At 74.5% G+C, this 24,904-nt stretch carries 24 protein-coding genes; 11 read left to right on the top strand and 13 right to left on the bottom strand.

From position 1 onward, the window contains the following. Nucleotides 1-150: 150 nt before the first annotated feature. Nucleotides 151-1,797 (bottom strand): glucose-6-phosphate isomerase, encoded by a 1,647-nt coding sequence (gene pgi / locus ACYVG5_RS04275; protein WP_222047022.1) that lies wholly within the window; start codon nt 1,795-1,797, stop codon nt 151-153. Nucleotides 1,798-1,886: 89 nt separating this feature from the next. Next, the gene (locus ACYVG5_RS04280) at nt 1,887-2,552 is read right to left on the bottom strand and encodes a hypothetical protein (protein WP_222046896.1); all 666 of its coding nucleotides are present in this window, start codon (nt 2,550-2,552) and stop codon (nt 1,887-1,889) included. Nucleotides 2,553-2,642: 90 nt separating this feature from the next. On the opposite strand from ACYVG5_RS04280, the gene ACYVG5_RS04285 reads away from it, so the two are divergent. After that, nucleotides 2,643-3,743, top strand: coding sequence for a YhjD/YihY/BrkB family envelope integrity protein (locus tag ACYVG5_RS04285; protein ID WP_222046898.1), 1,101 nt, complete (start codon nt 2,643-2,645; stop codon nt 3,741-3,743). Here the strand turns inward: ACYVG5_RS04285 and ACYVG5_RS04290 are convergent. Continuing rightward, entirely contained in the window at nt 3,649-4,497 is an 849-nt protein-coding gene (locus tag ACYVG5_RS04290; protein ID WP_222046900.1) for a glycoside hydrolase family 25 domain-containing protein, read from the bottom strand. The genes ACYVG5_RS04285 and ACYVG5_RS04290 overlap by 95 nt on opposite strands. Before the next feature lie 97 nt (nt 4,498-4,594). Between ACYVG5_RS04290 and ACYVG5_RS04295 the strand changes: the two genes are divergently transcribed. Together ACYVG5_RS04295 and ACYVG5_RS04300 are read left to right on the top strand one after the other, a co-directional pair. Further along, the gene (locus ACYVG5_RS04295) at nt 4,595-5,368 is read left to right on the top strand and encodes an alpha/beta hydrolase (protein WP_222046902.1); all 774 of its coding nucleotides are present in this window, start codon (nt 4,595-4,597) and stop codon (nt 5,366-5,368) included. Further along, nucleotides 5,365-5,970: a DUF4334 domain-containing protein gene (locus ACYVG5_RS04300; protein WP_222046904.1), complete on the top strand. Its 606-nt coding sequence runs from the start codon at nt 5,365-5,367 to the stop codon at nt 5,968-5,970. The genes ACYVG5_RS04295 and ACYVG5_RS04300 overlap by 4 nt, the downstream gene beginning before the upstream one ends. Here the strand turns inward: ACYVG5_RS04300 and ACYVG5_RS04305 are convergent. From ACYVG5_RS04305 to ACYVG5_RS04335, 7 genes are all read right to left on the bottom strand, one after another. Further along, nucleotides 5,915-6,886 (bottom strand): NAD-dependent epimerase/dehydratase family protein, encoded by a 972-nt coding sequence (locus ACYVG5_RS04305; protein ID WP_222046906.1) that lies wholly within the window; start codon nt 6,884-6,886, stop codon nt 5,915-5,917. The two genes, ACYVG5_RS04300 and ACYVG5_RS04305, sit on opposite strands and share 56 nt — an antisense overlap. Continuing rightward, nucleotides 6,883-9,459 carry an alpha/beta fold hydrolase gene (locus ACYVG5_RS04310; RefSeq protein WP_222046908.1) on the bottom strand — a complete coding sequence of 859 codons (2,577 nt, stop codon included), beginning with the start codon at nt 9,457-9,459 and terminating at the stop codon, nt 6,883-6,885. Before ACYVG5_RS04310 ends, ACYVG5_RS04305 begins: the two co-directional genes overlap by 4 nt. Then, nucleotides 9,456-10,481: a 3-oxoacyl-ACP synthase III gene (locus ACYVG5_RS04315; RefSeq protein ID WP_222046910.1), complete on the bottom strand. Its 1,026-nt coding sequence runs from the start codon at nt 10,479-10,481 to the stop codon at nt 9,456-9,458. Before ACYVG5_RS04315 ends, ACYVG5_RS04310 begins: the two co-directional genes overlap by 4 nt. A gap of 175 nt (nt 10,482-10,656) precedes the next feature. Next, nucleotides 10,657-11,706, bottom strand: a complete 1,050-nt coding sequence (locus ACYVG5_RS04320; protein ID WP_246629834.1) for a Gfo/Idh/MocA family protein — start codon at nt 11,704-11,706, stop codon at nt 10,657-10,659. Nucleotides 11,707-11,770: 64 nt separating this feature from the next. Next, the gene (locus ACYVG5_RS04325; protein WP_222046914.1) at nt 11,771-12,370 is read right to left on the bottom strand and encodes a GerMN domain-containing protein; all 600 of its coding nucleotides are present in this window, start codon (nt 12,368-12,370) and stop codon (nt 11,771-11,773) included. Further along, entirely contained in the window at nt 12,367-13,740 is a 1,374-nt protein-coding gene (locus ACYVG5_RS04330) for a sensor histidine kinase (RefSeq protein ID WP_222046915.1), read from the bottom strand. The genes ACYVG5_RS04325 and ACYVG5_RS04330 overlap by 4 nt, the downstream gene beginning before the upstream one ends. Then, nucleotides 13,737-14,474, bottom strand: coding sequence for a response regulator (locus ACYVG5_RS04335; protein ID WP_222046916.1), 738 nt, complete (start codon nt 14,472-14,474; stop codon nt 13,737-13,739). Before ACYVG5_RS04335 ends, ACYVG5_RS04330 begins: the two co-directional genes overlap by 4 nt. 153 nt (nt 14,475-14,627) lie before the next feature. On the opposite strand from ACYVG5_RS04335, the gene ACYVG5_RS04340 reads away from it, so the two are divergent. From ACYVG5_RS04340 to ACYVG5_RS04355, 4 genes are all read left to right on the top strand, one after another. Continuing rightward, the gene (locus ACYVG5_RS04340; protein ID WP_460682983.1) at nt 14,628-14,984 is read left to right on the top strand and encodes an STAS domain-containing protein; all 357 of its coding nucleotides are present in this window, start codon (nt 14,628-14,630) and stop codon (nt 14,982-14,984) included. A 1-nt stretch (nt 14,985) separates the two neighbouring features. Beyond that, nucleotides 14,986-15,306 carry an STAS domain-containing protein gene (locus ACYVG5_RS04345; protein WP_222046918.1) on the top strand — a complete coding sequence of 107 codons (321 nt, stop codon included), beginning with the start codon at nt 14,986-14,988 and terminating at the stop codon, nt 15,304-15,306. Between the two features lie 158 nt (nt 15,307-15,464). Further along, entirely contained in the window at nt 15,465-15,980 is a 516-nt protein-coding gene (locus ACYVG5_RS04350) for a DUF421 domain-containing protein (protein ID WP_222046922.1), read from the top strand. A 3-nt stretch (nt 15,981-15,983) separates the two neighbouring features. Then, on the top strand, nt 15,984-16,988 hold the full coding sequence (locus ACYVG5_RS04355) for a potassium channel family protein (protein WP_222046924.1): 1,005 nt from the start codon (nt 15,984-15,986) through the stop codon (nt 16,986-16,988). A 32-nt stretch (nt 16,989-17,020) separates the two neighbouring features. On the opposite strand, the gene ACYVG5_RS04360 is transcribed toward ACYVG5_RS04355, so the two are convergent. After that, entirely contained in the window at nt 17,021-17,428 is a 408-nt protein-coding gene (locus ACYVG5_RS04360) for a four-helix bundle copper-binding protein (RefSeq protein ID WP_222046926.1), read from the bottom strand. 240 nt (nt 17,429-17,668) lie between these two features. On the opposite strand from ACYVG5_RS04360, the gene ACYVG5_RS04365 reads away from it, so the two are divergent. Next, entirely contained in the window at nt 17,669-20,128 is a 2,460-nt protein-coding gene (locus ACYVG5_RS04365) for a molybdopterin oxidoreductase family protein (protein ID WP_246629835.1), read from the top strand. Beyond that, the gene (locus ACYVG5_RS04370) at nt 20,125-20,607 is read left to right on the top strand and encodes a hypothetical protein (protein WP_222046928.1); all 483 of its coding nucleotides are present in this window, start codon (nt 20,125-20,127) and stop codon (nt 20,605-20,607) included. The genes ACYVG5_RS04365 and ACYVG5_RS04370 overlap by 4 nt, the downstream gene beginning before the upstream one ends. A gap of 72 nt (nt 20,608-20,679) precedes the next feature. Here the strand turns inward: ACYVG5_RS04370 and ACYVG5_RS04375 are convergent, their stop codons facing one another. Then, nucleotides 20,680-22,080, bottom strand: coding sequence for a DUF2254 domain-containing protein (locus ACYVG5_RS04375; RefSeq protein ID WP_222046930.1), 1,401 nt, complete (start codon nt 22,078-22,080; stop codon nt 20,680-20,682). Then, the gene (locus ACYVG5_RS04380) at nt 22,077-22,676 is read right to left on the bottom strand and encodes a copper chaperone PCu(A)C (RefSeq protein WP_222046932.1); all 600 of its coding nucleotides are present in this window, start codon (nt 22,674-22,676) and stop codon (nt 22,077-22,079) included. The genes ACYVG5_RS04375 and ACYVG5_RS04380 overlap by 4 nt, the downstream gene beginning before the upstream one ends. 179 nt (nt 22,677-22,855) lie before the next feature. Here ACYVG5_RS04380 and ACYVG5_RS04385 point away from each other — a divergent pair, with 179 nt between their 5' ends. Next, a complete protein-coding gene (locus tag ACYVG5_RS04385) occupies nt 22,856-23,623 on the top strand; it encodes a class II glutamine amidotransferase (RefSeq protein WP_222046934.1) in 768 nt (255 codons plus the stop codon). Nucleotides 23,624-23,750: 127 nt separating this feature from the next. Continuing rightward, entirely contained in the window at nt 23,751-24,899 is a 1,149-nt protein-coding gene (locus tag ACYVG5_RS04390) for a zinc-dependent alcohol dehydrogenase (protein ID WP_222046936.1), read from the top strand. Nucleotides 24,900-24,904 lie beyond the last annotated feature (5 nt).

The following is a 24,904-nucleotide window of genomic DNA, read 5'->3' on the forward strand; positions in this document are numbered from 1 at the left end:
GGAGGGCGCGGTCCGCGCAGGCACCTCCGTGGGAGGCAGCGTGCTGGGTCGGCGGCCGGCGGTGGCCCGCCGCCGGCCGCGGGCCGGCGCCGGCTGGCGCGCCGTCATCCACGGTGGCCGGACGACCGCGGCCGGCCGAACCGTCCGGTGTCAGGCCGGCCGGCCGCGGCCCTCGCGGAGCAGCCTGATCAGCGCGTTGGTGGAGGAGTCGGCGTCGTACGTGGGTGCCTGCTCGTCCTGCAGCTTCGGCGCCAGCTGGGCGGCCATCACCTTGCCCAGCTCCACGCCCCACTGGTCGAAGGAGTTGATCCCCCAGACCACGCCCTGGGTGAACACCCGGTGCTCGTAGGCGGCCACCAGCTGGCCGAGCACGTGCGGGGTGAGCGCCGGCGCGATGATCGCGTTCGTGGGGTGGTTGCCCGGCATCACCTTGTGCGGGACGACGCCGGCCGCCGTCCCGTCCGCGGCGACCTCCTCGGCGGTCCGGCCGAAGGCCAGCGCGCGGGGCTGGGCGAGGAAGTTGGCCAGGAACAGGTCGTGCATGCCGTCGAGGTCGCGGTCGGCGGAGAGGTCGCCGGGGCGGGCGAAGGCGAGGAAGTCGGCCGGCACCAGCACCGTGCCCTGGTGCAGCAGTTGGTAGAAGGCGTGCTGGCCGTTCGTGCCCGGCTCGCCCCACACGATCTCGCCCGTGGCCACGTCCACCGGCGATCCGTCCAGCGTGACCGACTTGCCGTTGGACTCCATGCACAGCTGCTGCAGGTAGGCCGGGAAGCGGGCCAGGTACTGGGAGTAGGGGAGCACCGCCTGGGTCTGGGCACCGAAGAAGTCGACGTACCAGAGCGAGATCAGCCCGAGCAGGGCCGGCAGGTTCTCCTCGTAGGGCGCGGTGCGGAAGTGCTCGTCGACGGTGTGGAAGCCGTCGAGCATCTCCCGGTAGTGCGCCGGCCCGATGGCGACCATCAGCGAGAGCCCCACGGCCGAGGTGAACGAGTACCGGCCGCCGACCCAGTCCCAGAACCCGAACATGTTCTCGGTGTCGATGCCGAAATCGGCCACCTTCGCCGCGTTGGTGGACACGGCGACGAAGTGCCGGGCCACCGCCGACTCGTCCCCGCCCAGCCCGTCGACCAGCCAGCGACGGGCCTGGGTGGCGTTGGTCAGCGTCTCCTGGGTGGTGAACGTCTTGGACACGACGATGAACAGCGTCGTCGCGGGGTCGAGGTCGCCGGTGGCCTCGGCCAGGTCGGTCGGGTCGATGTTGGAGACGAACCGGAACGTGAGCGCGCGATCGGAGAAGTCGCGCAGCGCCTGGTAGGCCATCGCCGGACCGAGATCGCTGCCGCCGATGCCGATGTTGACCACCGTGCGGATCCGCTGCCCGGTGTGCCCGGTCCAGTCGCCGCTGCGCACCCGGTCGGCGAAGGTCGCCATCCGGTCGAGCACCTCGTGCACGTCGGCGGCGACGTCCTGGCCGTCGACGACGACGCCTGCGGTGCGCGGGTCCCGCAGGGCGGTGTGCAGCACGGCGCGGTCCTCGGTGCTGTTGACGTGCGCCCCACCGAACATCGCCTCGGTCCGCTCGCGCAGCCCGGCCCGCTCGGCCAGCGCGGCGAGCAGCCGCACGGTCTCTGCGGTGAGCCGGTTCTTCGAGTAGTCGAGGTACAGGTCCCCGGCCCGGACGGTCAGCGTGGCGCCGCGGTCGGGGTCGCCGGCGAAGAGTTCCCGGAGGTGCACGTCCCGGACCTGCCGGTGGTGCTCGGCCAGGGCCTGCCACTCGGGTGTCTCGTCGATCGCCATGCCGTCCTCCTGCTCCACGGTCGTCCCGGCGAAACCCTGCCAGTCCAGGCCCCGCGGCGCCCGGCGCGGCGGTCGCGGCGGTCGGGGGGTCAGGGTCCCGGGCTCGACGGCGCGGGGACGTCCGCCGCCCGGCGGCCCTCCAGGAAGTAGGCACCGAGCGCGCCGGCCAGGGTGGCGAACACGGCCACGGAGTAGACCGCGAGCACCACGTCCAGCACCCGGGCCAGCTGGCCCCCGGCGGACAGCGGCTCCCCGACGACGGTCGCGAGGGCGGTGTCGTACAGGGCGACGCCGTAGACCTCGTAGGCGCCCACCACGTACAGCAGTTGGCTGGTGCCCAGCACCACCACGCCGGTGACGGCGGCCAGCCAGCCGATCCGGCCGGTCAGCAGCCGGCCGGCCGACCGGGAACCGCGCACCGCGGCGGACACGACCCCGCCCACCCGCGCCGCCCGCAGCAGGGACAGCGCGCGGGCGAACCGCAGGAAGGGCAGGGCCAGGAAGAGCACCTGCCACCAGTTGCGCCGCCAGAAGCGGCGCTGGTCGCGCGCGGTGACGGCACGGAAGGCGAACTCCGCCACGAACACCGCCCAGCACAGCCAGCCGAGCACGGTCAGCGTGGTCACCAGCCGGGGGTCCCGGGCGAGCGACTGCCCCAGCACCACCAGGACGAAGAACAGGCCGAGCACGCCCATCGGCTTGTCCAGCCGCCGGGCCAGGCCTTCGGACTCCGGATCGGTGCGCCTGCGGTCCATGGCCAGGTCCTACCCGCCCGCCGTCGGCCATGCTGGTCCCCGACCCCGCCGACCCGGCGCGGAGCCGACGACCGAGGAGCCCAGCCCACCGTGACTCGCGCTGGCACCCCTGCGGGCTCGACCTCCGCAGGACCACGGGCCACCGTGCTGGACCGGATCGAGCGGCGGGTGGCCCGCCACCCGGGCCGGGTGCGTGGCCGCCCCGTCGGGCTGCTCGTCGTCCGCGTCGCCCGCCGCTTCGCCGCGGTCCGGGTGACCGGCCTGGCCGCCGAGATGAGCTACTACCTCGTCCTGTCGCTGGTGCCGCTGGTCACCGCGCTGGGGGCCAGCCTGGGCCTGCTGGACTCGCTGCTGGGCGCCGCCGCGGTCCGGGAGATGGAGAACCTGATCACCTCGGGGGTGCAGGCCGTGCTCAGCCCGGACCTCGCCGCCGACGTCGTCGTCCCCCTGGTCCGGGAGCTGCTGCGGCAGGAGCAGGTGGGGGTGGCGGTCGGCAGCCTGGCCGGCGCGCTCTGGCTGGGCAGCCGGGTTTTCCGCGCGGCCATGCGGGCCCTCGGCGACGCCTACCGCGTCGAGGAACGGCGGAGCCTGGTCGCGCTGTGGGGCCTGTCGCTGGCCTTCACCCTCGCAGCCGTCGTGGTGGTCACCGTCCTGCTGAGCCTGCTGGTGGCCGGCCCGCTGCTCGGCGGCGGACGCTGGCTGGCCGACCTGGTCGGCGCCGGGCGGGTGTTCGAGCAGGTCTGGGCGTACGGCCGCTGGCCGCTGGCGCTCCTGGTCGGCGTGGCCTTCCTGGCCTGGCTCTACCGGGCGGGGCAGACCGCGGACACCTCGTGGCGGCAGGTGCTCCCCGGGGCCCTGCTCTCCTCGGTCCTGCTCGTCGCCCTGGCCACCGGCTTCCGGCTGTACGTCGACGTGGCCGGCCCGCGGGGACCGGACGTGCAGAGCGGATCGGACGCGGTGAGCACGGTCGGCCGGTTCATCGGCACCGCCGTGGCCGCGATGCTCTTCGGCTGGCTGGCCAGCATCGTGCTGCTGCTGGGTGGGGTGTTCAACGTCGAGTGGCAGGAGACGGCGGGTACGGCGCCGTCCCCGCCGGTCAGCGGCGGTACGGACGGGCGCGCACGCAGGACACGTCGTGGTCCAGGTCGTCCTCGACGTACTGGGCGAGCACCACCCGCCCCCCGTCGGTGAGCGGCGCCTCGTCGCAGTTCTCCTCGGCGCCCTCCCGCGACAGGGCACCGGCCAGCCAGCTGTCCAGGTCGTGCAGCACGCTGTCGGACCCGACCTCGCCGACGATCAGGCGCCACTGGTAGCCGGTCGAGTAGATCCCGACCTCGGCGCCGGCGTCCTGCAGGTAGGTGGCCATCCCCTCGAGCGCGGCCCGGTTGCGATCCCGGGCCGCCGGCGAGCCCGACTGCCAGGTGTTCACCGTCTCCACGTCCAGCCACCAGCGGTGGGCACCCGGGTCGTCGTCGATGCCTGCGTCGCGGGCCGCCGGCTGGAAGTAGGCGTGCACGGTCACCTGGGCGCGGATCTTCCCGTACACCCAGGAGCACGCCATGGTGTTCCCGCCGTCGCAGGTGCCGTAGGGCGTGTCGGTGGCGCTGGGCCACGTGCTGACCTGGTCGCGGACCTGCCCCGGGTTGGCGGTGTTGACGTACAGCTGCACCTCCGGCTGACCCCGCAGGTCGCCGGTCGACCCGTCCGCCCACTCGAGCTGGTCGACCAGGCAGGGATTGATCCGGGTGGCCAGGCCGCCGTTGACCCCGACGATGCCGAAGGCCTGCTCATCGGGCAGCGAGGTGCCGCACTGCGGATAGGAGACGTCGTAGCCGATCCGGACGTCGCCGCGCGGCTCCCCGGCCGACGCGGGCCCGGACACCCCGAGGACACCGCCGACCACGGCCAGGGCCGGAACGACGAGGGCCCGCGGGGTGCTCCTCATCCCTCCCACTCTACTGCTGCCCCGCGGTCGTTCCAGGGCCCTCGGCCATCCCCGCCGCCGACGGGTGGTTCCCGGCCGCGCGGGTAGGAGTGCCGCGGTGCCGACCCGACGACGCTTCCTCGTGACCGGCGCGGTCACCGGCCTGCTGGCCGGATGCGCCGCGGCCGCGCCCGGTGCATCCGGTGGACGCGGTTCCGGCGCGGCCCTGACGGCCCGCCCCACGGCGACCCCCGGTGCCTCGCTGCCGGTTCCCGGCACCCGGCCGCTGGGGCTGGTGGCCGAGGGTGACCCGCTACTGCACGTCCCGCCGGCCCTGCCGGCCGGACGGCCCGCTCCGCTGGTCATCACGCTGCACGGGGCCGGCGGCGACGCCGTGGCCGGCCTGGCCCTGCTGCGCGCCCTCGCCGACGAGCGCGGGCTGCTGCTGCTCGCACCGTCGTCCCGCGGCCCGACCTGGGACGCGATCCGGAACGGCTACGGCCCCGACCTCGAGCTCCTCGACCGGGCTCTCGACCGGGTGTTCAGCACGGTCCGGGTGGACGCCGAGCAGGTGGCCGTCGCCGGCTTCTCCGACGGCGCCTCGTACGCCCTGGGGGTGGGCCTGGCCAACGGCGCGCTCCTCCGCCGGGTCGTGGCGTTCTCCCCGGGCTTCGTCCCGCGGGGGCCGCGCGCGGGCCGGCCGGCGGTGTTCGTCTCGCACGGGGTCGCCGACGAGGTGCTGCCGGTGGCGCGCACCAGCGGGCGGATCGTGCCGGCGCTGCGGGACGACGGCTACGACGTCACCTACCGCGAGTTCGCCGGACCGCACACGGTGCCCCCGGAGGTCGCCCGCGAGGCGGTCGACTGGCTGGACCCGGACGGACCGCGGTGACCGGCGAGGAGGCGGCCGGACGACGGCTGCTGGAGCTGGCGGCCGGGGGTGCCACGGGGGGCGACGTCCTGGTGTTCGCCGACGGGCTGCCGCCGGTGCGGGCAGCGGACCTGGTCGGCCGCTGGCGGGGCAGCGAACTGCCCACCGGGCACCGGCTGGACGGGTTGCTCGCCAGCTGCGGCTGGTACGGCAAGGACGTCGTCGACGCCGAGACGGTGCACCCGCTGCTGTTCGCCGACCGGGCCGGCATGCCCCGCCCGGTGGATCCGGCGCTGGCCCCGCTCGGCCTGCTGCGCGACCGTACCTGGCTGGCCCGGACGAGGGCCGCCCGGGCCGCGTTCGCCGGGCTGCGCCCGCTGCTGAGCACCCGGCGGCCGGCGGCCCGGGTGCGGGAGGTGCGGCACCGGGGCGTGCTCACCGCGGCGATCGTCTACGACCGGCTGCCGGTCATCGACGCCTTCCGCCGGATCGGCGACGGCACCGTGCTCGGGCTGATGGACCTGCGGGGGATGCCCGAGCCGTTCCCGTTCGTGCTGCGCCGGGAGGTCAGCGCCGGTCGGCGTACCAGCGGCCCAGCCGGGCGAAGCCCTCGTCCAGGCTGACCTCCGGGCGCCAGCCCAGCGCGGCGCGGGTGCGCCGCTGGTCGAACCAGTGCGCGGTGGCCAGCTGCTCGGCCAGGAACCGGGTCAGCGGCGGCGTGGCGCGGGCCCCGGCGAGGGTCCACGCGCCGTCGATCACGGCGCCGGCCAGCCACGCGGCCCGGAACGGCACCCGGAACCCCGGGCCGGGGACGCCCGCCGCCCGGCACAGCCGGTCCAGCACCTCGCCGACCGGGCGCGGCTCCCCGTTGGTCACCACCAGGGCCTCGCCGTGCACCGGCCCGCAGGCGTGGAGCGCGGCGATCAGCGCGGCGGCGGCGTTGTCCACGTAGGTGGTGTCGATCAGCGCCGCACCCGAGCCGATCAGCGGCAGCCGGCCGGCCCGGGCCCGGTCGACGATCCGGCCGACCAGCTGGGTGTCGCCGGGCCCCCAGACCAGGTGCGGCCGGACGACGAGCACCGCGAGCCCGGCGGCGTCGGCGGCCAGCACCTCCTGCTCGGCGACCGCCTTCGAGCGGGCGTAGTGCCCGCGCGCCCCTGCCGGGTCCGCCGGCTGCGCGCCGACCCCGGCCAGGGCCGCGCCGGCGTGCGCGACCGACGGCGAGGACACGTGGACCAGCCGGCCCACCCCGGCGGCCCGGCAGGCGGCGAGCACGGTGCGGGTGCCCGCCACGTTGGCCCGGACGTACTCCCGCCGGCGGCCGACCACGTCGACCTTCGCGGCCAGGTGCACGACGGCGTCCTGCCCGCGGGTCGCGCGGCGCACGGCATCGGGGTCCGCGACGTCGCCGAGCACCTCCGCGCAGGGCAGCCCGGCGGGCCGGCGCTGCAGCACCGTGACCTCGTCGCCGCGCTCGGACAGCGCGGCGGCGGTGGCCCGGCCCAGCATCCCGCTCGCGCCGGTGACCAGCACCCTCACCGGGGACGCCGGGGTGCCCCCGAGCCGGCCAGCACGCCGGCGGCCCGGCCGGCGACCGCGGTCCGGTCGACCTTGGACGCGTGCCGGATGTCGACCGGCAGTCGCCGGGCCACCAGCACGGCGGCGACGTCCACCCCGGCTGCGGCGCGCACGGCCGCGGCCAGGTCGGCGTCGGCCGGGGCCATGCTCTCCCCGCGACCACGCGGGGGCGGCGCGGCGGGCACGAGCACGACCACCACCACCTGGGCGCCGACCGGGCCGACCCCGACCACCGCGGCGGCCGAGACCTCGTCCAGCCGCTCCACCCGCTGCTCCACGCCCACCGGGGTGACCACGCCACCGGCGGTGGGGACCACGTGCGGCAACCGCCCCTCGATCCACAGCCGGCCCGCGTCGTCCAGGTGCCCGACATCGCCGGTGCGGTGCCAGCCGGGGTCGCGGGAGGCGGCCCGCTCGGTGGCCCACAGCGCGTCGTAGCGGTCCTTGACGTGCGGGCCGCGCACGCAGACCTCGCCGGTGCGGCCGGGCTCCGCGGTGAGCGGCCCGTCGGCCTGGCCGGTGGCCGACAGCGGGCTGAGCCGCACCTCCACCCCGGGCAGCGGCCGGCCCACGCACACCCCGTCGCCGGGCCCGGCTGCCTCGACCTCGGCGGCCGAGATGTCGGTGACCGGGAGGGCCTCGGTCATCCCGTAGGGCGTGTGCGCCTCCGCCGCCGGCAGCACCGCGCGCACCGACTCGAGCAGGGTGGCCGGCACCGGAGCGCCGGCGGACATCAGCAGCCGCACCCGGGACAGTGCCGTGCGCTCGGGTGCGGTCAGGTCCGCGCCGGTCGCGGCGACCCGGCGCAGCGCGGCCGGCGAGGCGAACACGACGGTCGCATCGACCGCCGCCGCGGCCCGGGCCAGGTCGGTGGCGCGCAGCGTGCCCGGCCTGGTCACGTCGATGTCCGGAACGGCGGAGCCGATCCCCAGCGCCGGGCCCAGCAGCGCGAACGGGGCGAACGCGGCCACGAAGCGGTCCTCGGGGCCCAGGGAGTACGTGCTGCGGACCAGCTCGAACTGGGCCAGTGCCTGCCGCTGGGTGTAGACCACGCCCTTGGCCGGGCCGGTCGCCCCGGAGGTGAACAGCACGGCGCAGTCGGCGTCCAGCGGCATCTCCGGCGGGGACGCTGCGGTGCGGCCGAGCCGGGTGAGCTCGGTGAGGTCGTGCGCGGCGCCGGTCACGCGCCGGACCAGCGGCCCCGGGCCGGCGGCGATCCGTGAGCCGGGCAGCCCCATCAGCCGGGCCGCGGCCAGGCCCGGGCCGCCGCCGATGACGTGGTCGACCGCGGCGCTGCGCAGCGCCCGCCGCATCCCGCCCAGCCCCAGCCCCTTGTCGGCCACCACGATCACCCCGCCGGCCCGCCAGACGGCGTAGACGGCGGCGGTGAGGTCGGCGGAGGGCTCCACCAGCAGGGCGACCCGGTCGCCCGGGCGCACGCCCGCGGCGGCCAGCCCGGCGGCGAGGTCCTCGACCCGCCGGTGCAGCGCCGCCCAGCTCGTGGTGGCCCCGCCCACCTCCACGACGGCCGGTGACGGGTCGCCGGCCCGCTCGGCCAGCGCGGACCAGAGGTGCCGGCCGGCCACCGGGGGAGCCCCCGGCGCGGGCGGCGCGGCGGGCGGGGTGCCGAGGTCGGTGACCCACTGGGCGATCGCGGCGGCGTACTGCGGCGCGTCCTCGGGGAGCAGGTGCGAGGCGCCCTCGTAGCGGTGCAGCTCCGCCTGCGGCAGCCGGTCGCGGATCTCGGCGAGGTACCGGTCGGCGAAGACCGGGTCGCGCGGGCCCCACAGCAGCAGTGCGGGGACGTCGAGCCCGCGCATGCCCGCGCCGATGGCATCCAGCGCCGGGCGCGAGGGGTGCGCGTCGGTGAAGGGGATGTCGGCGACGAAGTCACCCACCGACCGCCGCCGGGCAGCCGAGCGGTACGGCGCGGCGAAGGCCCGGCGTACGTCGGCGGGCAGCGCCGGCCGGGACAACCGGGTGGCTGCCTGCACGAACACCGGGGTGCGCACGGTGACCGCCTCGTGCAGCGCGCGCGCCGAGGCCAGCCGGATGAGCACCGGCCCCAGGTCGTGGTCGGGCTGGGCGACCGCGGTGTTGGTGAGCACCACCCCGCGCAGCTGCTCGCGGTGGGCCAGCGCCCAGCCCAGCGAGATGATGCCGCCCCAGTCGTGGGCGACCGTCACCACCGGCCCCGTGACGCCCAGCGCCGCGGTCAGGTCGACCAGGTCGGCGACCCGCTGCGGCAGGGTGCGCGGTGCGGCGAGCCGCTCGGAGAAGCCCATCCCGAGCTGGTCGGGGGCCACGACCCGCCAGCCGGGGGGCGCCGCGGTCAGCAGCCGGCGCCACAGGTAGGACCAGGTCGGGTTGCCGTGGACGCACAGCAGGGTGCCGACCGGATCGGTCACCCCGTTGTCGAGCACGTGCCAGGTGTGCGCGACACCGTCGCCGTCGGTGACGCGCAGCGTGCGGGACCAGGCCGGGTCCAGCCCGGGCAGGCCGTGCGGGACGTCGGCGGCGGCGGCCGCCGTCACCAGGTGATCTCGAGGATGGAGGCGTTCAGGCCGGAGCCGATGCCCATCAGCAGCACCCGGTCGCCGTCGACCAGGTCGTGCGCCTCGCCGGCCAGGGTGAACGGAACGGACGCCGGCCCGATGTTGCCGCGCTCGGGGAAGGTGCGCGGTACCCGGTCCGGGTCGATGCCCAGCCGCTCGCAGACGGCGTTGGTGTGCACCTGGGAGACCTGGTGGATCACGTACCGGTCCATGCCGCCGGCCCAGTCGAACTCCTGGGTCGCCTCGTCCCAGAGGTCCTCGGACAGCTGGAGTCCGGCATCCAGCAGCCCCTTCAGGTCGGTGTACATGCCGTCGTTGTCACCGATGCACAGCCCGTGGTGCTCGGTGCCGGCCCGGCTGGCGCTGGCCACGACCCGGTGCCCCTCGGGGTGCCGGTCGGCGCGGCCCAGCACCATGGCCGCCGCACCCGAGCCCAGGGTGAGCGAGGCGAACTGGCTCATCACGTCCTTGGACGTGGTGTCGGGGCGGGACAGGTTCGCGATCGTGCGCTCCTGGACCTTCCGGGAGTCCTCGCCGTTGACCACGAGCACGTAGTCGACCCGGCCGGAGTCGATCATCGCGCCGGCCAGCTCGATGCCGTTGACGAAACCGAGGCAGGCGTTGGTGATGTCGAAGTTCTGGCACGAGCTGGGCAGCCCGAGGGCGTGGTGCACCGCGGTCGCGGTGGAGGGCTCCAGGTGCTCCCGGCTCACCGAGGTGTTGACCATCAGGCCGATCCCGGCCGGGTCGATGCCGCTCTCGCTGATCGCCTTGGCCCCGGCCATGGCCGCGCCGTCGACGAACGTGACGCCGTCGGGCCACCAGCGGCGCTCGCGGATGCCCACCAGCCGCTCCAGCAGGCCGGGGCGCAGGCGCACGCGCTGGTAGGTGTCGGCGAGTTGTTCGTCGAACTCGGCGGAGGTGACGACCCGGGAGGCGTCAGCGTTGCTGACGGTCAGGATCGTGGTGTTGGAGAAGCGGTGGGTCGTGTTGCCGCGCATGTGCAGGTCCTGTCGAGTGGAGGTCGGCTCCATACTCGTACGGCGCCTCAGTCGGGGAACCCGGTACCCCGTCGGGGAGGGCGGTATTCCGGTGATCCGGACGACGTCGGCCGGATCCCGACCAGCGTACGGCCCCGCTCCCGACCGGGTCGGGCGTCGGCGCCGTCCCGGACGGTCAGGCCGGCAGGGACACCGTGCGCCCTTCCGTGGCGCTGCGCCGGGCGGCGTCCAGCACGGTGGCGGTGGCGACGGCGTCCTGCGGGTCGACCGGTACCGGCCCGCGGCCCCGCACCGCCGCCGCGACGGCCGGGTAGAGGGTGCTCCAGGCTCCCGGCACGGTCGGTACCACCGTGCCGGCGTCGCCCCGGTGCACCCGGCCCCAGTGCTCCTCGGGCTCGGCGCCCCACCGGTCGCCGAGGGTGGCCGGGGTGTGCCCGGCCAGCAGCGCGTCCTCCTGCCCGTCGATGCGGCCGTCGCCGCCGACGACGTAGCTGCCGGTGGTGCCGGTGACCCGGAACCGCGGCCCGGGAGCGCCCTGGCTCCAGCTGCCCGACAGGTGCGAGGGCGTTCCGTCGGCGTGGGTGAGGGCGAGGAACACGTCGTCGTCCAGACCGCTGCTCCGCAGCCGCCACTCGGCGTGCACGCGGACCACCGGCCCGAGCAGGACCAGCGCCTGGTCGACCAGGTGGCTGCAGAAGTCGAGCAGGGTGCCGCCACCCGAGGCCGGCGGGCCCGGGTCCGGCGCCATCCGCTCGAAGCGCGACTCGAACCGGGTCGGCGTGCCGAGCACCCCGTCCGCGACGAGCTGCCGGACGGTTCGGAAGTCGGAGTCCCACCGCCGGTTCTGGTAGGGCACCAGTACCAGGCTCCGCTCGGCGGCGAGCTCGGCGGACGACCGCGCGGCGGCGGCGTCGAGCGCGAACGGCTTGTCGCACACCACCGCCAGCCCGAGCCGCAGGGCCTGGTCGGTGAGCAGGCTGTGCGTGTCGGCCGGGGTGGAGATCGCAACCGCCTCGGCGCCGGCGGCCACGAGGTCCTCCAGCGAGTCGAACAGCTGCGCGGCCGGATGGTCGGCGGTCACCAGGGCCCGGCGCTCCGCCGACGTGGTCACCACCCCGAGGAAGTCGCACTCCGCCGCCGCGGCCAGCAGCGGCGCGTGGAACCAGCGCCCACCGAAGCCGTAGCCCACCAGGCCGAACCGGACCGGCCGGTCATCTCCAGTCATGGCAGGGATCATGGCCGGTCCGCCCGGCGCCGGGACCATCGGGCGGGCGGACCTGCGCCGGTGGTCAGGGCGGCGGAGGGGTGAGGAACTCGGCATAGTCCGCCGCGGTCAACGGCCGCGACGTCAGCTGCCCCGAGGGGAGCGGTGCCTCCACCGGCTCACCGTCCCGGGTCAGCAGCACGCCGGCCACCCCGGCCAGGCTGGTCGCGGTGAGCACGATCTGCGCCACCGCCGGCCGGCTCTCCCGGATCGTCGAGGAGTCGGCGCTGCCGGCCACATCGACGGTGACGGTGTCGCCGGAGACGTCCGTGACGGTCAGCTGCACCTCCGGCGGCAGCGTGGTGGAGATCTGGTCGTTGCGCTCACCGGGCGTCGGCCCGTCCGCCAGGTCGCCCAGCAACTCGGCCACCTGCTCCCGCAGCGTTCCCTGCGGTGGCTGCCGGCCGCGGGGGACCAGCACGTCGTCCTCCCCGACCAGGTAGATCCGCGGCTCGCCGACCTCCGGCGCCGGCGAGGGCACCGCCGGGCCGGTGGCCCCGGGCGACGCCAGGCCGTAGGGCACGTCGGAGGGGGCGATGATCTCCGGGGGGCCGCCGGTGGGCACCCCGCAGGAGCACAGCAGCGGCAGGGCGAGCAGCGCGGCCGCCAGCCCTCGCCGGCTCACGGCCGCACCCCCGGGAGGGCCAGGCTGAACCGGGCGCCGCCGTCCGGGCTGGCCGAGCACCAGGCCGCGCCACCGTGCCGTGCCGCGGTCTCCGCCACGATCGCCAGCCCCAGCCCGGCCCCGGGCAGCGAACCCCGGGCCGTCCGGGCACCGCGGGCGAACCGCTCGAACACCCGTTCCCGGTCCGCGGGAGCCACTCCGGGTCCGGCGTCGTCGACGTGCAGCACGACGGCACCGTCGCGCTGCTGCACCATCACCCGGCGAGCCCCCCCGGCGTGGCGGTCGGCGTTGTCCAGCAGGTTGACCACGGCCCGCTCCAGGGTGCTCTTGTCGGCCCGGACGGTGGTGGGCGCGTCCCCGTCGGTGGTGAGCAGGTCCGCCGGGCGGCCGGTGTGGGCCAGCACCTCGCGCACCACCTGGCCGAGGCTGACCGGGGGCAGGGGCTCGGCCGTGGCGTCGGCATCCAGCCGGGCCAGCTCCAGCAGGTCGTCGAGGGTCCGGCGGAACCGGCGCAGCTCGGCCTCGATCAACGTGAGCGCCTCCCGGCCCCGCGGGGACAGCTCCTCCCGGCGCGCCCCCATCACCTCCACGCTGGTGGTCAGCGTGGTGAGCGGGCTGCGCAGCTCGTGGCTGACGTCGCCGACGAAGCGGGCATCCCGGTCGATCCGGGCCGCCAGGGCGTCAACCATGCTGTTGAAGCTGCCGACGATGGCGACCAGGTCAGGGTCGTCGGTGCTGGGCAGCCGGGTGGTCAGCTCGCCGCCGGCGATCGAGGTGGCCGCGCCGGCCACCTGCTCCAGCGGGTGGACGGCGCGCCGGCTGGCCCACGTCCCGAACGCGGCCCCGGCAGCCGTCGCCGCCAGCGCACCGGCCCCCAGCACCGCGGCGAGGGTGCGCAGCGAGAGCTGCAGCTCGGTGAGCGGCGCCACCTCGAAGAACTCGATGCCGGCGGCCGGGACGGCCACTCCGACGACCAGCCGCGGGCCCGTGGCCGACTCGATGCGGACCGTTCCCGCTGCTCCGCCGGCCACCAGCTCCTGCAACGCCCCGGGAACGTCCCGGGCCCCGACGTCCAGGCTCGAGGAGTACCAGGCCTCCCCGTTGCGGACCACCACGGCCGAGCCCCCCGCCGGGAACAGGTCGGCCAGCACGTCGCCGATCTCCACGCCGGCGGTGGACAGCCGGCTGCGGAGCAGGTTGGCGTCGGTGAAGGCCTGCCGGGTGGCGGAGGACTCCCGCTGGTCGAGCAGGTAGTTGCGCGCGAGCAGGAACGTGGTGGCCACCAGCACGGCCGACACCAGCAGCGTGCCGGCCGCGAAACCGACGACGATGCGGGCCCGCAGCCCCCGCGGCCGCAGCCGCCAGGTCACTGCGGGTCCAGCCGGTACCCCAGGCCGCGCACCGTGACCACCAGCCGGGGATCGCCCGCGTCGAGCTCGACCTTGGTGCGCAGCCGGCGGACGTGGACGTCGACGATCCGCTCGTCGCCGAAGAAGCCGTGCTCCCACACCCGGCGCAGCAGTTCCGCCCGGCTCAGCACGCGGCCCGGGGAGGCGGCGAGCTCGCACAACAGGCGGAACTCGGTGAGCGTCAGGTGGATCTGCTCCTCGCCCCGGTGCACCGTGCCGCGCTCGGCCCGCAGGACCAGCGGCGCCGCCGGATGGGAGTCGAGGACCACCTCCGGCAGCGCGCTCCCGGCATCCCCACCGGTCTCGCTGCCGCCCCCGGACGAACCGGCCCGACGGCGCAGCGCGCGCAGCCGCGCGGTGATCTCCTTGACCTGGAACGGCTTGGTCACGTAGTCGTCGGCGCCGGCCTCGAGAGCGGCGACGATGTCGTGCGTGTCGGCCCGCGCGCTGACCACGATGATCGGCAGGTCGTGGTCGCGACGCACCTCGCGGACCACCGCGAAGCCGTCCATCGCGCCCAGCATGAGGTCGACGACCATCAGGTCCGGGACCGACGCCGCCACCTGCCGGCAGGCGTCCTCCCCGTCCACGGCCTCGGCGACCTGGTAGCCCTCGTCCTCCAGGGCCCAGCGCAGCGCGGTACGGATGTGGTCGTCGTCTTCGACGATCAGGAGACGGGGGGCCACCCGCCCCATGCTGCCATCGGCCGGGCCTCGAGCAACCGGCAACCGGCCCGTCGGTGGCCCGTCACACGATCGCAACGGAACGGTCAGGGGAACCGCAACGTCCGCAACCGAACCTGGAGGCGTACCGGAGGGCGACCGCCCCGCCGGCCGGAGGAGGACCGCGTGATCAGCGTGCGACCGGACAGCAGGACCAGGGACGACGCGTACGCCTCGGGTGACGAGCGGGTCGTGGATCTGAGCGAGGCGCTGGTGGCCGACGGCCTGGCCGACGCCCGGTGGCTGCTGCACGACGCCCTGCTCAGCGGTGCCCGGCGGGTCGTGGTGGACCTGAGCCAGGTGTCGCACCTGGCGAGCCCCGCCCTGGCCAGCTTCCTGTGGGCGCACCGGATCTGCCGGGCGCGCGGCGGGGCGCTGGTGCTGCGCGGCGCCGACCGGCGCACCCAGGACATGCTGCGGCGGACCGGGCTGACCCACGTGCTGCAGGTACAGCCCCGCACCGCCGAGTGGCTGGCGGCCTGACGTGCCCGTGCGCAGTGAGATCCCCGCGGACCGGCGGGGGACCGGCTTCACCGAGGTCGTCGACCAGCACACCGGCGCCATCCGGGCCGGTGGGCACCTGACCGAGCAGGGCGCGGACCTGCTCCGCGGCGCCGTGCTGGTGCTCCAGGGACGCGGGCACGACCGGGTCACCCTCGATCTGGGGGGTGTGCAGGCCGTCGACGACGCCGGCCTGCGCGCTCTCCGCAACCTGCAGGCAGCGGTGACCGAGGACGGCCGCGAACTGGTGCTGGTGGACGCCCCGGAGGATGCCGGGATCCGGACCGGGAGCGCCCGGTGGTGAGCGGCCTGAGCCTCCTGGTCCCCTGCCCGGGGTGCTCCTCGCGGGACGTCGACGACGTGACGCCGGAGGAGGAGGACCGCGGCTGGTGGGCCCGGCTGCTGTGCCGCGCGTGCGGGCACGAATGGTCCGCGCGCTGCTGACCGGGTAGGGGCCACGGCATGTGGTTCGACTCATGGTCCGACCTGGCGCGCGTGGCGGCCGTCGGGACGGCGGCCTACCTGACGGTGGTCGTCGTCCTGCGGCTGTCCGGCAAACGGACGCTAGCCAAGCTCAACGCCTTCGACCTGGTGGTCACCGTCGCGCTCGGCTCGACGCTGGCCACCATCCTGCTCAACTCCGACGTCTCCTGGTCCGAGGGGGCGCTGGCCCTGACCCTGCTGGCGCTCCTCCAGTGGTCGGTCGCCTGGGTGACGGTGCGCCGCAGCGCGGCCCGGGACGTCGTGACCGCCCGGCCGACCCTCCTGCTGGAGGACGGGCACGTGCTGCCGGACGCGCTGGAGGAACAGCGCGTCAACCTCGACGAGGTCCGCCAGGCGGTCCGCGCCTCCGGGTCCGGCGACCTCGCCGCGGTCGGCGCCGTCGTCCTGGAGAGCGACGGCACGCTGAGCGTCATCGCCCGCGAGCAGCTCGGGGATCGCTCGGCCCTCGCCGGTGTCGACTCCGCCCGGCGCTGACCGGTGACCGGTGCAGCGCTCGCCGCCCTCGGGGTGGTGCTCATCGCGGTGGTGCTCGTCGACCTCTGGACCACCACGCTCACCCTCACCGGCGGTGCCGGGCCGCTCACCCGGCGGCTGGGGGACGGGCTGTGGCGGGTGCTGCTCCGGGCGCACGCCCGGGACAGCTCCTCCCGGGTGCTCGCGAACGCGGGCGGCGGCATCCTGGTCGTCACCGTCCTGGTGTGGGTGACCCTGTTCTGGGCCGGCTGGACGCTGCTCTTCCTCAGCGGCGGGGCGATCAGCGACGCCCAGACGGGGGCCGCGGCGTCGGTGGCCGACGTCGTCTACTACGCCGGTTTCACCGTCTCCACGCTGGGGGTCGGTGACTTCACCGCCGACACGGCGCTCTGGCGCATCCTCACGTCGGTCGCGAGCTTCAGCGGGCTCTTCCTGGTGACGCTGGCCATCACCTACCTGCTCTCGGTCGTCTCGGCCGTCGTGAGCCGGCGCAGCCTGGCCACCTACGTGCAGGCCCTGGGGGACACGGCCGGCGACATCGTGGTCCGGGGCTGGGCGGGGGACGCGGTCAGCTCCGCCTTCGTGCAGCACCTGGTGACCCTCACCGCGCAGCTGTCCGCGGTGGCCGAACAGCATCTCGCCTACCCGGTGCTGCACTACTTCCGCAGCCGGCACCCCGACGACTCCGCCCCGGTGGCGCTGGCCCGGCTGGACGACGCGGTGCTGCTGCTCCGGGCCGCGGTGGCCCCGTCGGCGAGGCCGGACCCCGCCACCGTCGACCCGGTGCAGCGGGTGCTGGGCAGCTACGCCCAGGCCGCGCATGCGGCGTCGGCGACCCCGCGGACGGATCCGGTGCCGCCGCTGCCCGACACGGGGCCGCTGCTGCGGGCCGGTATTCCGCTGGCCGACCAGGGGGAGTGGGGGCGGCAGGCGTCGGCGGACGCCGGGCGGCGCGCCCGGCTGGCACGGGTGGTCACCGACGCCGGGTGGTCGTGGCCGGGAAGCTGACCGGCGCACGACCACCCCGAGGCCGACCGCCGTCAGCCCAGCGAGCTGATCAGGTCGCGGCAGGCCTGCTCGCACCGCCGGCACGCCTCGGCGCAGACCCGGCAGTGCCCGTGCATCTCCGCGTGGCTCGCGCACTCGTCGCCGCAGGCCTTGCACGCCGTGGCGCAGGCCTCGAGCACGGCCCTGGTCAGGTTCGCGTCGTAGCCGGTGTGCCGGGACAGCACCCGGCCGGTCGTGTCGCAGATGTCGGCGCAGTCGGTGTTGCTCCGGATGCACGTCCGCAGCTCGGCGACCATGTCCTCGCTGAGGCACGCGTCCGCGCAGGCGGTGCAGGCCTGGGCGCACTCGACGCAGGCCTCGATGCAGGCGACCAGCTTCTGCCGGTCGATCCCGCCGAGGTCCTTCGGATAGGACTCGAGCATCGGGGCTGCAACGGTCATGGTCATCTCCTCGTCACCACGGCGCGGGCGGGCGGGCTGCCCTCCTCGGAGCGCCGACGTGCCGGTCCCCACCCGGAGACCACGCGGACCCGACCTCCGTCACCCAGTCGTCATGCGCCCGGTGTCGCCATCGGCACCTGGCGCTGCACATGACGATCGGATGTCAGGCCGCGAAGGCACGTTCCGGGGCCCGGAACCGGGTATGGCGCGCAGCAACGTGCCAACCGAGGAGGCGTACCGATGAAGCTGGACCGGATCGCGGAGCCGTGGGGCTCCCGCACCCCGTACGGGCCAGGGGAGACCTGGCCGACCCGGGTGGACTCGTACCTGGCCGACGGGCTGACGGAGGCCGACGTCGACCGCTGGGTGCAGTCGGCGACGATCCTGCACTCCAACGGCGACGGGCTGGACATCGCCGTCAAGGACGAGAAGATCGTCGGGGTCCGTGGCCGCGAGGTCGACCGCGTCAACCACGGCCGGCTGGGCCCGAAAGACCTCTTCGGCTGGCAGGCCAACAACTCACCTGACCGGTTGACCCGCCCGCTGATCCGGCGGAAGGGCAAGCTGGTCGAGACCGACTGGGACACCGCGATGGACGCCGTGGTGAACCGGACGAAGGAGCTGCTCGACGAGCAGGGCCCGAGCGCCATCAGCTTCTACACCACCGGGCAGCTGTTCCTCGAGGAGTACTACACCCTCGGGCTCATCGCGCACGGCGGCATCGGCACCAACCACGTCGACGGCAACACCCGGCTGTGCACGGCCACGGCCGCGGCGGCGCTCAAGGAATCCTTCGCCTGCGACGGTCAGCCGGGCTCCTACACCGACATCGACCACGCCGACGTGATCGCGCTGTACGGGCACAACATGGCCGAGACCCAGACGGTGTTGTGGACCCGCGTCCTGGACCGGCTGGCCGGCCCGAACCCGCCGAAGGTGATCTGCGTCGACCCGCGGATGACGCCGGTCGCGCGCGAGGCCACCATCCACCTGGCGCCCCGGCCGGGCACCAACGTGATGCTGATGAACGCGCTGCTGCACGAGATCATCGCCAACGGCTGGGTGGACGACGACTACGTCTCGGCGCACGCGGTGGGCTTCGCGGAGCTGGAGAAGCGGGTGGCCGACTACCCGCCGGAGGTCGCGGCGGAGGTCTGCGACGTGCCGGCCGAGCAGATCCGCGAGGCGGCGCGCATCATCGGCCACGCCGAGCGGCTGCTCTCCACCGTGCTGCAGGGCTTCTACCAGTCCCACCAGGCGAGCGCGGCAGCCGTGCAGGTGAACAATGTCAACATCATCCGCGGCATGCTGGGCAGGCCCGGCTGCGGCGTGCTGCAGATGAACGGCCAGCCGACGGCGGAGAACACCCGCGAGTGCGGCGGCGACGGCGACCTGCCGGCCTTCCGCAACTGGGACAACGACGAGCACATCGAGGACCTCGCGAAGGTCTGGAACGTCGACCCGATGCAGATCCCACACTACTCGAGCCCGACGCACCTCATGCAGATGATGCGGTACGCCGAGCAGGGGTCGATCCGCTTCATGTGGGTGCAGGCCACCAACCCGGCGGTGTCGCTGCCCGAACTGGCCCGGATCCGGGAGATCCTCAGCCAGGACCGGCTCTTCCTGGTGGTGCAGGACATCTTCCTGTCCGAGACCGCCCAGTTGGCCGACGTGGTCCTGCCCGCGGCCACCTGGGGGGAGAAGACCGGCACGTTCACCAACGTGGACCGCACCGTGCACCTGTCGGACAAGGCGGTGGAGCCCCCGGGCGAGGCCAGGCCCGACCTGGACATCTTCATCGACTACGCCCGCCGGCTCGGGCTCGAGGACAAGGACGGCCAGCCGCTGGTGAAGTGGTCGGACGCCGAGGGCGCCTTCGAGGGCTGGAAGGAGTGCAGCCGGGGCCGGCCCTGCGACTACACCGGCATGAGCTACGCCAAGCTGCGCGGCGGGAGCGGGATCCAGTGGCCGTGCAACGAGGAGAATCCCGACGGCACCGAGCGCATCTACGCCGACGGGAAGTTCTGGGCCGACCCCAGCTACTGCGAGAGCTTCGGCCGGGACATGGTCACCGGTGCTCCGCTCTCGGAGACCGAGTACAAGACCTTGAACCCGTCGGGCAAGGCGGTGCTCAAGGCAGCCGAGTACCTGGCCCCGCACGAGATCCCGAGCCAGGACTTCCCGTTCCAGCTGATCACCGGGCGCACCCTCTACCACTTCCACACCCGGACCAAGACCGCCCGGGCGCCGCAGCTGCAGGCTGCGGCACCGGAGGTCTGGATCGAGCTGTCGGCCGGCGACGCTGCCGACCGGAAGTTCACCGAGGGCGACCTGCTGGAGATCACCACGCCGCGTGGGCGGGTGGAGGCCCGGCTGCGGATCAGCGGGATCCGGCCGGGGGTGGCCTTCCTGCCGTTCCACTACGGCTACTGGGACACCCCTGGCGGCCACGGGCCGGGCAAGAAGGAGGGCCGGGCGGCGAACGAGCTGACGATCACCGACTGGGACCCGGTGTCCAAGCAACCGCTCTTCAAGACCGCAGCGGCCGCGGTGCGCCGGATCGAGAAGGCCAAGGGCAGGTCCTCGGCCGCGCCCACGACGACCGGTTCGGCGCCGGTGGCCGGTACCCCCCCACAGACCCGGGGCGGGGCCGCCGCCGAGGCCGGGGAAGCCCTCACTGCAGGAGGTCGGCGATGAAGCTGGGCATGGCGATCGAGGAACTGCACCGCTCGGAGAACGACCTGACCAGCACGCTGCTGGCGATGTCGGACCGGCACAAGACCGACCACGAGGTCTTCTACGTGACCCGGGACATCGCCAAGTGGTCGCGGGAGCACGTCGCCGAGCTTGCCCGGGTCGGGCGGGACTACGGCCTGGACCTGGACCCGGAGGCCAAGGACGACCCGGGCTTCGTGGCGAGCCTGCGTCAGAAGAGCTCGGAGCTGATGGGACGGCGCCCGGAACCCGGGCTCCTGCTGCTCGCCGACCTGCGACACCTGCACCGGCAGGCCGCGGGCATCTCGCTGGACTGGGAGCTGCTCGCCCAGGGCGCCCAGGCCGCCAAGGACCGGGAACTGCTGGCGCTCAGCGAACGGTGCCACCCGCAAACTCTGCGGATCCTCCGGTTCGCCAACGCCAAGCTCAAGGAGGCCTCGCCGCAGGTGCTGGCCAGCTGAGGGCGGCGGGGGCCGCGGGCCACGACCCGGGTGACGCGCGGCCCCGGGGCCGCTGCGGCTGACCGACCCGGCTCACGGCTCGCGGCCACCGGGGGGGCCGGCCCCGATCCGCGCGGCGGTGCTGCTCAGCCGCCCGTGGACGACCGGCTCCCACCGGCCGGCCATCGCGTCGGTGACCTGCTGCCGCCACTGCCCGGTCTCGCTGGGCTCCACCGAGGTGGACTCCTGCGCCAGCTCGACCACCCGGTCCAGCTGGGCGAGCAGCTCGGCGTCGATCCGTCCGCGGGGTGCGCGCCAGGCCAGTTCGCGCAGCAGCGCCGCGATCCGGCGGAGCGCGGCAGGCTGCCCCGAGGCGAAGTGGACCGGTTCCTCGAGGCCCAGCCGGAGCAGGTCGTGCACCTCCCACTGCGGGACGACCAACCGCAGGACACCGTCGTCATCGCACCAGCGGAGCGGCGCCAACGGCCGCGTCACCAGGTCGCCCAGGAGCGAGGAGACGTGCGACAGCCCATGCACCGCCGTCGTCGGGTCGTTGGTGCTGGGGGACAGCGCGCGGATGACGATGTCGACGACCTTGCGCAGGCTGTAGGCGATGTCCCGGGACGGAGACCGTTCGAACTTCAGCTGGACGCACCGGCCGACGGCCTCCTCGAGGTCGTCCAGGCCGGGCGCGGCGCCCCGGCCGCGGGGCCACACGTGCGCGATCGGGGTGGCCGCCACGACCGAGTCACCGATCCGCGGGGCGAGCAGCACGACGACGTCGGCCGCCGCCGCGGCGGCGACGATCCGGTGGGGGGACACCTCGGTGACGAAGCCGCTGGACCGCGCGAGAAGGTGGGCCGGTGTCCCCGGTGGGAGCTCCACCGCGGGCGCGGCGTCCGCGCCCGGCTCGGGAAGCTCCCGGGCGAAGGTGTGGCCGGCCTCCTCGTGGACGTCGCGGTACATCGTCTCCACCCGCAGCGAGCGGGCCAGATGGCCGAGGAACAGCACCAGCGCGACGACGCTGATCAGCGTGAGCAGGAAGGCCACCGTGACCGACAGGCGGGGCACGAAAGCCGTCTCGCCGCCCGTCGCCGACTCGGTCCGCACCGTGCGCAGCACGGTGAGGGCGTAGACGAACGTCGCGACCAGCTGGGCGAGGGTCAGCTGGATGACCCGGTCGGTGACGAAGGTCTGCAGCAACCGGGGGGAGTGCTGGCTGCTGCTCAGCTGCAGGGCCACGACGGTGAACGAGAACGTCAGCCCGGTCACCGAGATCAGTGAGCCGGCGATGGCGGCGAGCACGTCGCGGGCTGCCGCCGGACCACCCCCGAACACGAAGGTCAGCGGGTGCTCACCACCGGGTTGCTCGAGCAGCTCGTCCAGGGCGGGGAGCCCGACGCCGAGGCCGATGGCGATCAGGATCCCCACCACGGGGAGCGGCCACAGCGAGCCCCGGAACCAGGCCGCGATGGCGGAGGGGCGCAGGCTCATTCCGTGCTGTCGTCGGTCGGGTCCTCATCGGGGTTCGGGAAGTCGAAGGTCGGGACCGGCGTCTGTCCCTCCGCTGCGACCATCGCGTCGATCGTCACCTCGCCGGCCCGCTCGAACGTGAAGGTCACTGGGATCGACTCGGAGGACAGCAGCTCGCGCTCCAGGCCCAGCAGCGTCAGCGACGGCGCGCCCTCCGCTCCCACGTAGACGTTGTCCTCGGCGGCCACCTCGATGGAGACACCATCGGTGGCAGCCGCCGCACCCCCCGGCGGCGAGCTCTCCGCGCCGGCGAAATCGGGACCGCTCACGTCGATCAGCGTGTCGGCCTCCCGGCCGGTGTTGGCGATGCCCAGGAACAGGCTGGCGTCCTCACCCACCTCGTAGGCGCCGTCCAGCGGGTACTCCAGCTGCACCTGCAGCAGCTTCACGTCCTCGCTGACAGGGGCGTCCGGCCCGATCGCACCGCCGGGCACCTCCGCTTGCGGTGTCTCGATGGGGGCGTCCGAGCTGCACCCGGCCAACAGCAGGGCGCTGCAGCAGGCGGTGGGCAGCAGCCAACGGCGCAGCGCGGAACGGTGCGTTGCTCGGGTCTCCACGGTGGGGATCCTCCGGGTTCGGTCGCAGGTCGTCGGTCCGCCCTGCCCTACCCCGATAGCCCCCTGGGACACCGGTGATCCATGCTGGATTCGGTGGCGGTGGAACGGGCGTCATCGGGGTAGCTGCCGGGCACGACCCCGGGGAGAGGCCCCGCCGCGCTGATCGAGGAGACCCACCGATGTGCCGCCTGCTGGGAACGGTGTCCACGATCCCGCGGACCCTGGACGACGTCCTGGGCAGCGAGCGTGCGGCATTCCTCGGGCTGGCTGCGGTCCACGGGGACGGCTGGGGTCACGCCTGGAGCACCGGGGTGGGCGAGCTGGAGGTGCGGAAGTCGCCGGAGTCGGCGCTGACCAGCGTCGAGCTCGCTGAGCTCGCCGGTGGCCGGCCGGCCGAGGCCGCCCTCACCCACCTCCGGTGGGCCACCCTCGGGCTGTCGGTCGGGCCGGGCAACACCCACCCGTTCACCGACGGGCGTATCGCATTCGCGCACAACGGGTCCATCGCGCCGCCGGCCGCGCTCGACGACCTGATCGTTCCCGACGTGGCGGCGCGCCGGCGGGGTGACACCGACAGCGAGCGGTACTTCCTGGCGCTCCTCTCCCGGCTGGCCGAGGGCGCGTCGCCGGCCGAGGCGCTGGCCGCCACCGTGGCCGGCGTGCTCGCCGGTGGCGCCGAGGTCCACAGCCTGAACTGCCTGCTCCTGACCCCCGACGCGCTGCTGGCCGTGTGCTGCTACGACGCGGAACGTGGGGCGGACCGCGACTACTACCCGCTGCTCCACCGCCGCACCGGCGACACCGTCGTCGTCGCCTCCACCGGGTGGACCGACAGTGCCGGGTGGTCGACGGTCAGCAACGGCCAGATGCTGGTCGTCGAACGCGGAACGCTGCACACGTCGGTGGTCCCGGTCGGAACGGTGGAACCGGTGGCCGCCGTCCCCTGACCGGAGGGCGCCGCGTCCCGACCCGGCCGCGGTCTCGGCTGGCCGCGCGCTGGCCGGTGCTGGAGGCTCAGGGGGGCGCCCATCCAGCCCCGGTGGCCGTCGGCACAGCTGCTCCACCGGAGGTCGCATGCGCGCGATGGTGTACCGCGGTCCCTACAAGATCCGGGTCGAGGAGAAGGACGTCCCGCCGATCGAGCACCCCAACGACGCGATCGTGCGGGTCACCACCGCGGCGATCTGCGGATCGGACCTGCACCTCTACCACGGGCTCATGCCCGACACCCGGGTCGGCACGACCTTCGGCCACGAGTTCATCGGGGTCGTGGACCAGGTCGGCCCTTCGGTGCAGAACCTGCAGGTGGGCGACCGGGTGATGGTGCCGTTCAACGTCTACTGCGGGTCCTGCTGGTTCTGCGCCCGCGGGCTCTACTCGAACTGCCACAACGTCAACCCCAACGCCACCGCCGTGGGCGGGATCTACGGCTACTCGCACACCTGCGGCGGCTACGACGGTGGCCAGGCGGAGTACGTCCGGGTGCCGTTCGCCGACGTCGGCCCGACGAAGATCCCCGACTGGATGCACGACGAGGACGCCGTGCTGCTCACCGACGCGGTCGCCACCGGCTACTTCGGCGCGCAGCTCGGCGACATCGTCGAGGGCGACACGGTCGTGGTCTTCGGCGCCGGTCCGGTCGGCCTCGTCGCCGCGCAGTCGTCGTGGCTCATGGGCGCCGGCCGGGTGATCGTCATCGACCACGTCGACTACCGGCTGGAGATGGCCCGTACCTTCGCGCACGCCGAGACCTACAACTTCTCCGAGTACGACGACATCGTCGTGCACTTGAAGCGGATCACCGACCACCTCGGCGCGGACGTCGCCATCGACTGCGTGGGCGCGGAGGCCGACGGCAACCTCCTCCAGCACGTCACCTCCGCCAAGCTCACGCTGCAGGGCGGCTCGCCCGTCGCGCTGAACTGGGCCATCGACGGCGTGCGCAAGGGCGGCACGGTCTCGGTGATGGGCGCCTACGGACCGATCTTCAGTGCGGTGAAGTTCGGCGACGCGATGAACAAGGGGCTCACCCTGCGGATGAACCAGTGCCCGGTGAAACGGCAGTGGCCCCGGCTGTTCGAGCATGTCCGTAACGGGCACCTGAAGCCGCGGGAGATGATCACCCACCGCATCCCGCTGGAGCACATCGCGGAGGGTTACCACATCTTTTCCGCCAAGCTGGACGGCTGCATCAAGCCGCTCGTCGTCCCGAGCGCGGCCTGAGAGGG

The organism is Modestobacter lapidis, assembly GCF_054780755.1.

What these genes read in the sequence shown, in the direction of transcription:
- ACYVG5_RS04290 (WP_222046900.1), bottom strand. Translation starts at nt 4,497, where the DNA reads ATGAGGAGCACCCCGCGGGCCCTCGTCGTTCCGGCCCTGGCCGTGGTC.
- ACYVG5_RS04315 (WP_222046910.1), bottom strand. Translation starts at nt 10,481, where the DNA reads ATGCGCGGCAACACGACCCACCGCTTCTCCAACACCACGATCCTGACC.
- ACYVG5_RS04390 (WP_222046936.1), top strand. Translation starts at nt 23,751, where the DNA reads ATGCGCGCGATGGTGTACCGCGGTCCCTACAAGATCCGGGTCGAGGAG.
- ACYVG5_RS04350 (WP_222046922.1), top strand. Translation starts at nt 15,465, where the DNA reads ATGTGGTTCGACTCATGGTCCGACCTGGCGCGCGTGGCGGCCGTCGGG.
- ACYVG5_RS04280 (WP_222046896.1), bottom strand. Translation starts at nt 2,552, where the DNA reads ATGGACCGCAGGCGCACCGATCCGGAGTCCGAAGGCCTGGCCCGGCGG.
- ACYVG5_RS04335 (WP_222046916.1), bottom strand. Translation starts at nt 14,474, where the DNA reads ATGGGGCGGGTGGCCCCCCGTCTCCTGATCGTCGAAGACGACGACCAC.
- ACYVG5_RS04385 (WP_222046934.1), top strand. Translation starts at nt 22,856, where the DNA reads ATGTGCCGCCTGCTGGGAACGGTGTCCACGATCCCGCGGACCCTGGAC.
- pgi (WP_222047022.1), bottom strand. Translation starts at nt 1,797, where the DNA reads ATGGCGATCGACGAGACACCCGAGTGGCAGGCCCTGGCCGAGCACCAC.
- ACYVG5_RS04365 (WP_246629835.1), top strand. Translation starts at nt 17,669, where the DNA reads ATGAAGCTGGACCGGATCGCGGAGCCGTGGGGCTCCCGCACCCCGTAC.
- ACYVG5_RS04320 (WP_246629834.1), bottom strand. Translation starts at nt 11,706, where the DNA reads ATGACTGGAGATGACCGGCCGGTCCGGTTCGGCCTGGTGGGCTACGGC.
- ACYVG5_RS04370 (WP_222046928.1), top strand. Translation starts at nt 20,125, where the DNA reads ATGAAGCTGGGCATGGCGATCGAGGAACTGCACCGCTCGGAGAACGAC.
- ACYVG5_RS04360 (WP_222046926.1), bottom strand. Translation starts at nt 17,428, where the DNA reads ATGACCGTTGCAGCCCCGATGCTCGAGTCCTATCCGAAGGACCTCGGC.
- ACYVG5_RS04375 (WP_222046930.1), bottom strand. Translation starts at nt 22,080, where the DNA reads ATGAGCCTGCGCCCCTCCGCCATCGCGGCCTGGTTCCGGGGCTCGCTG.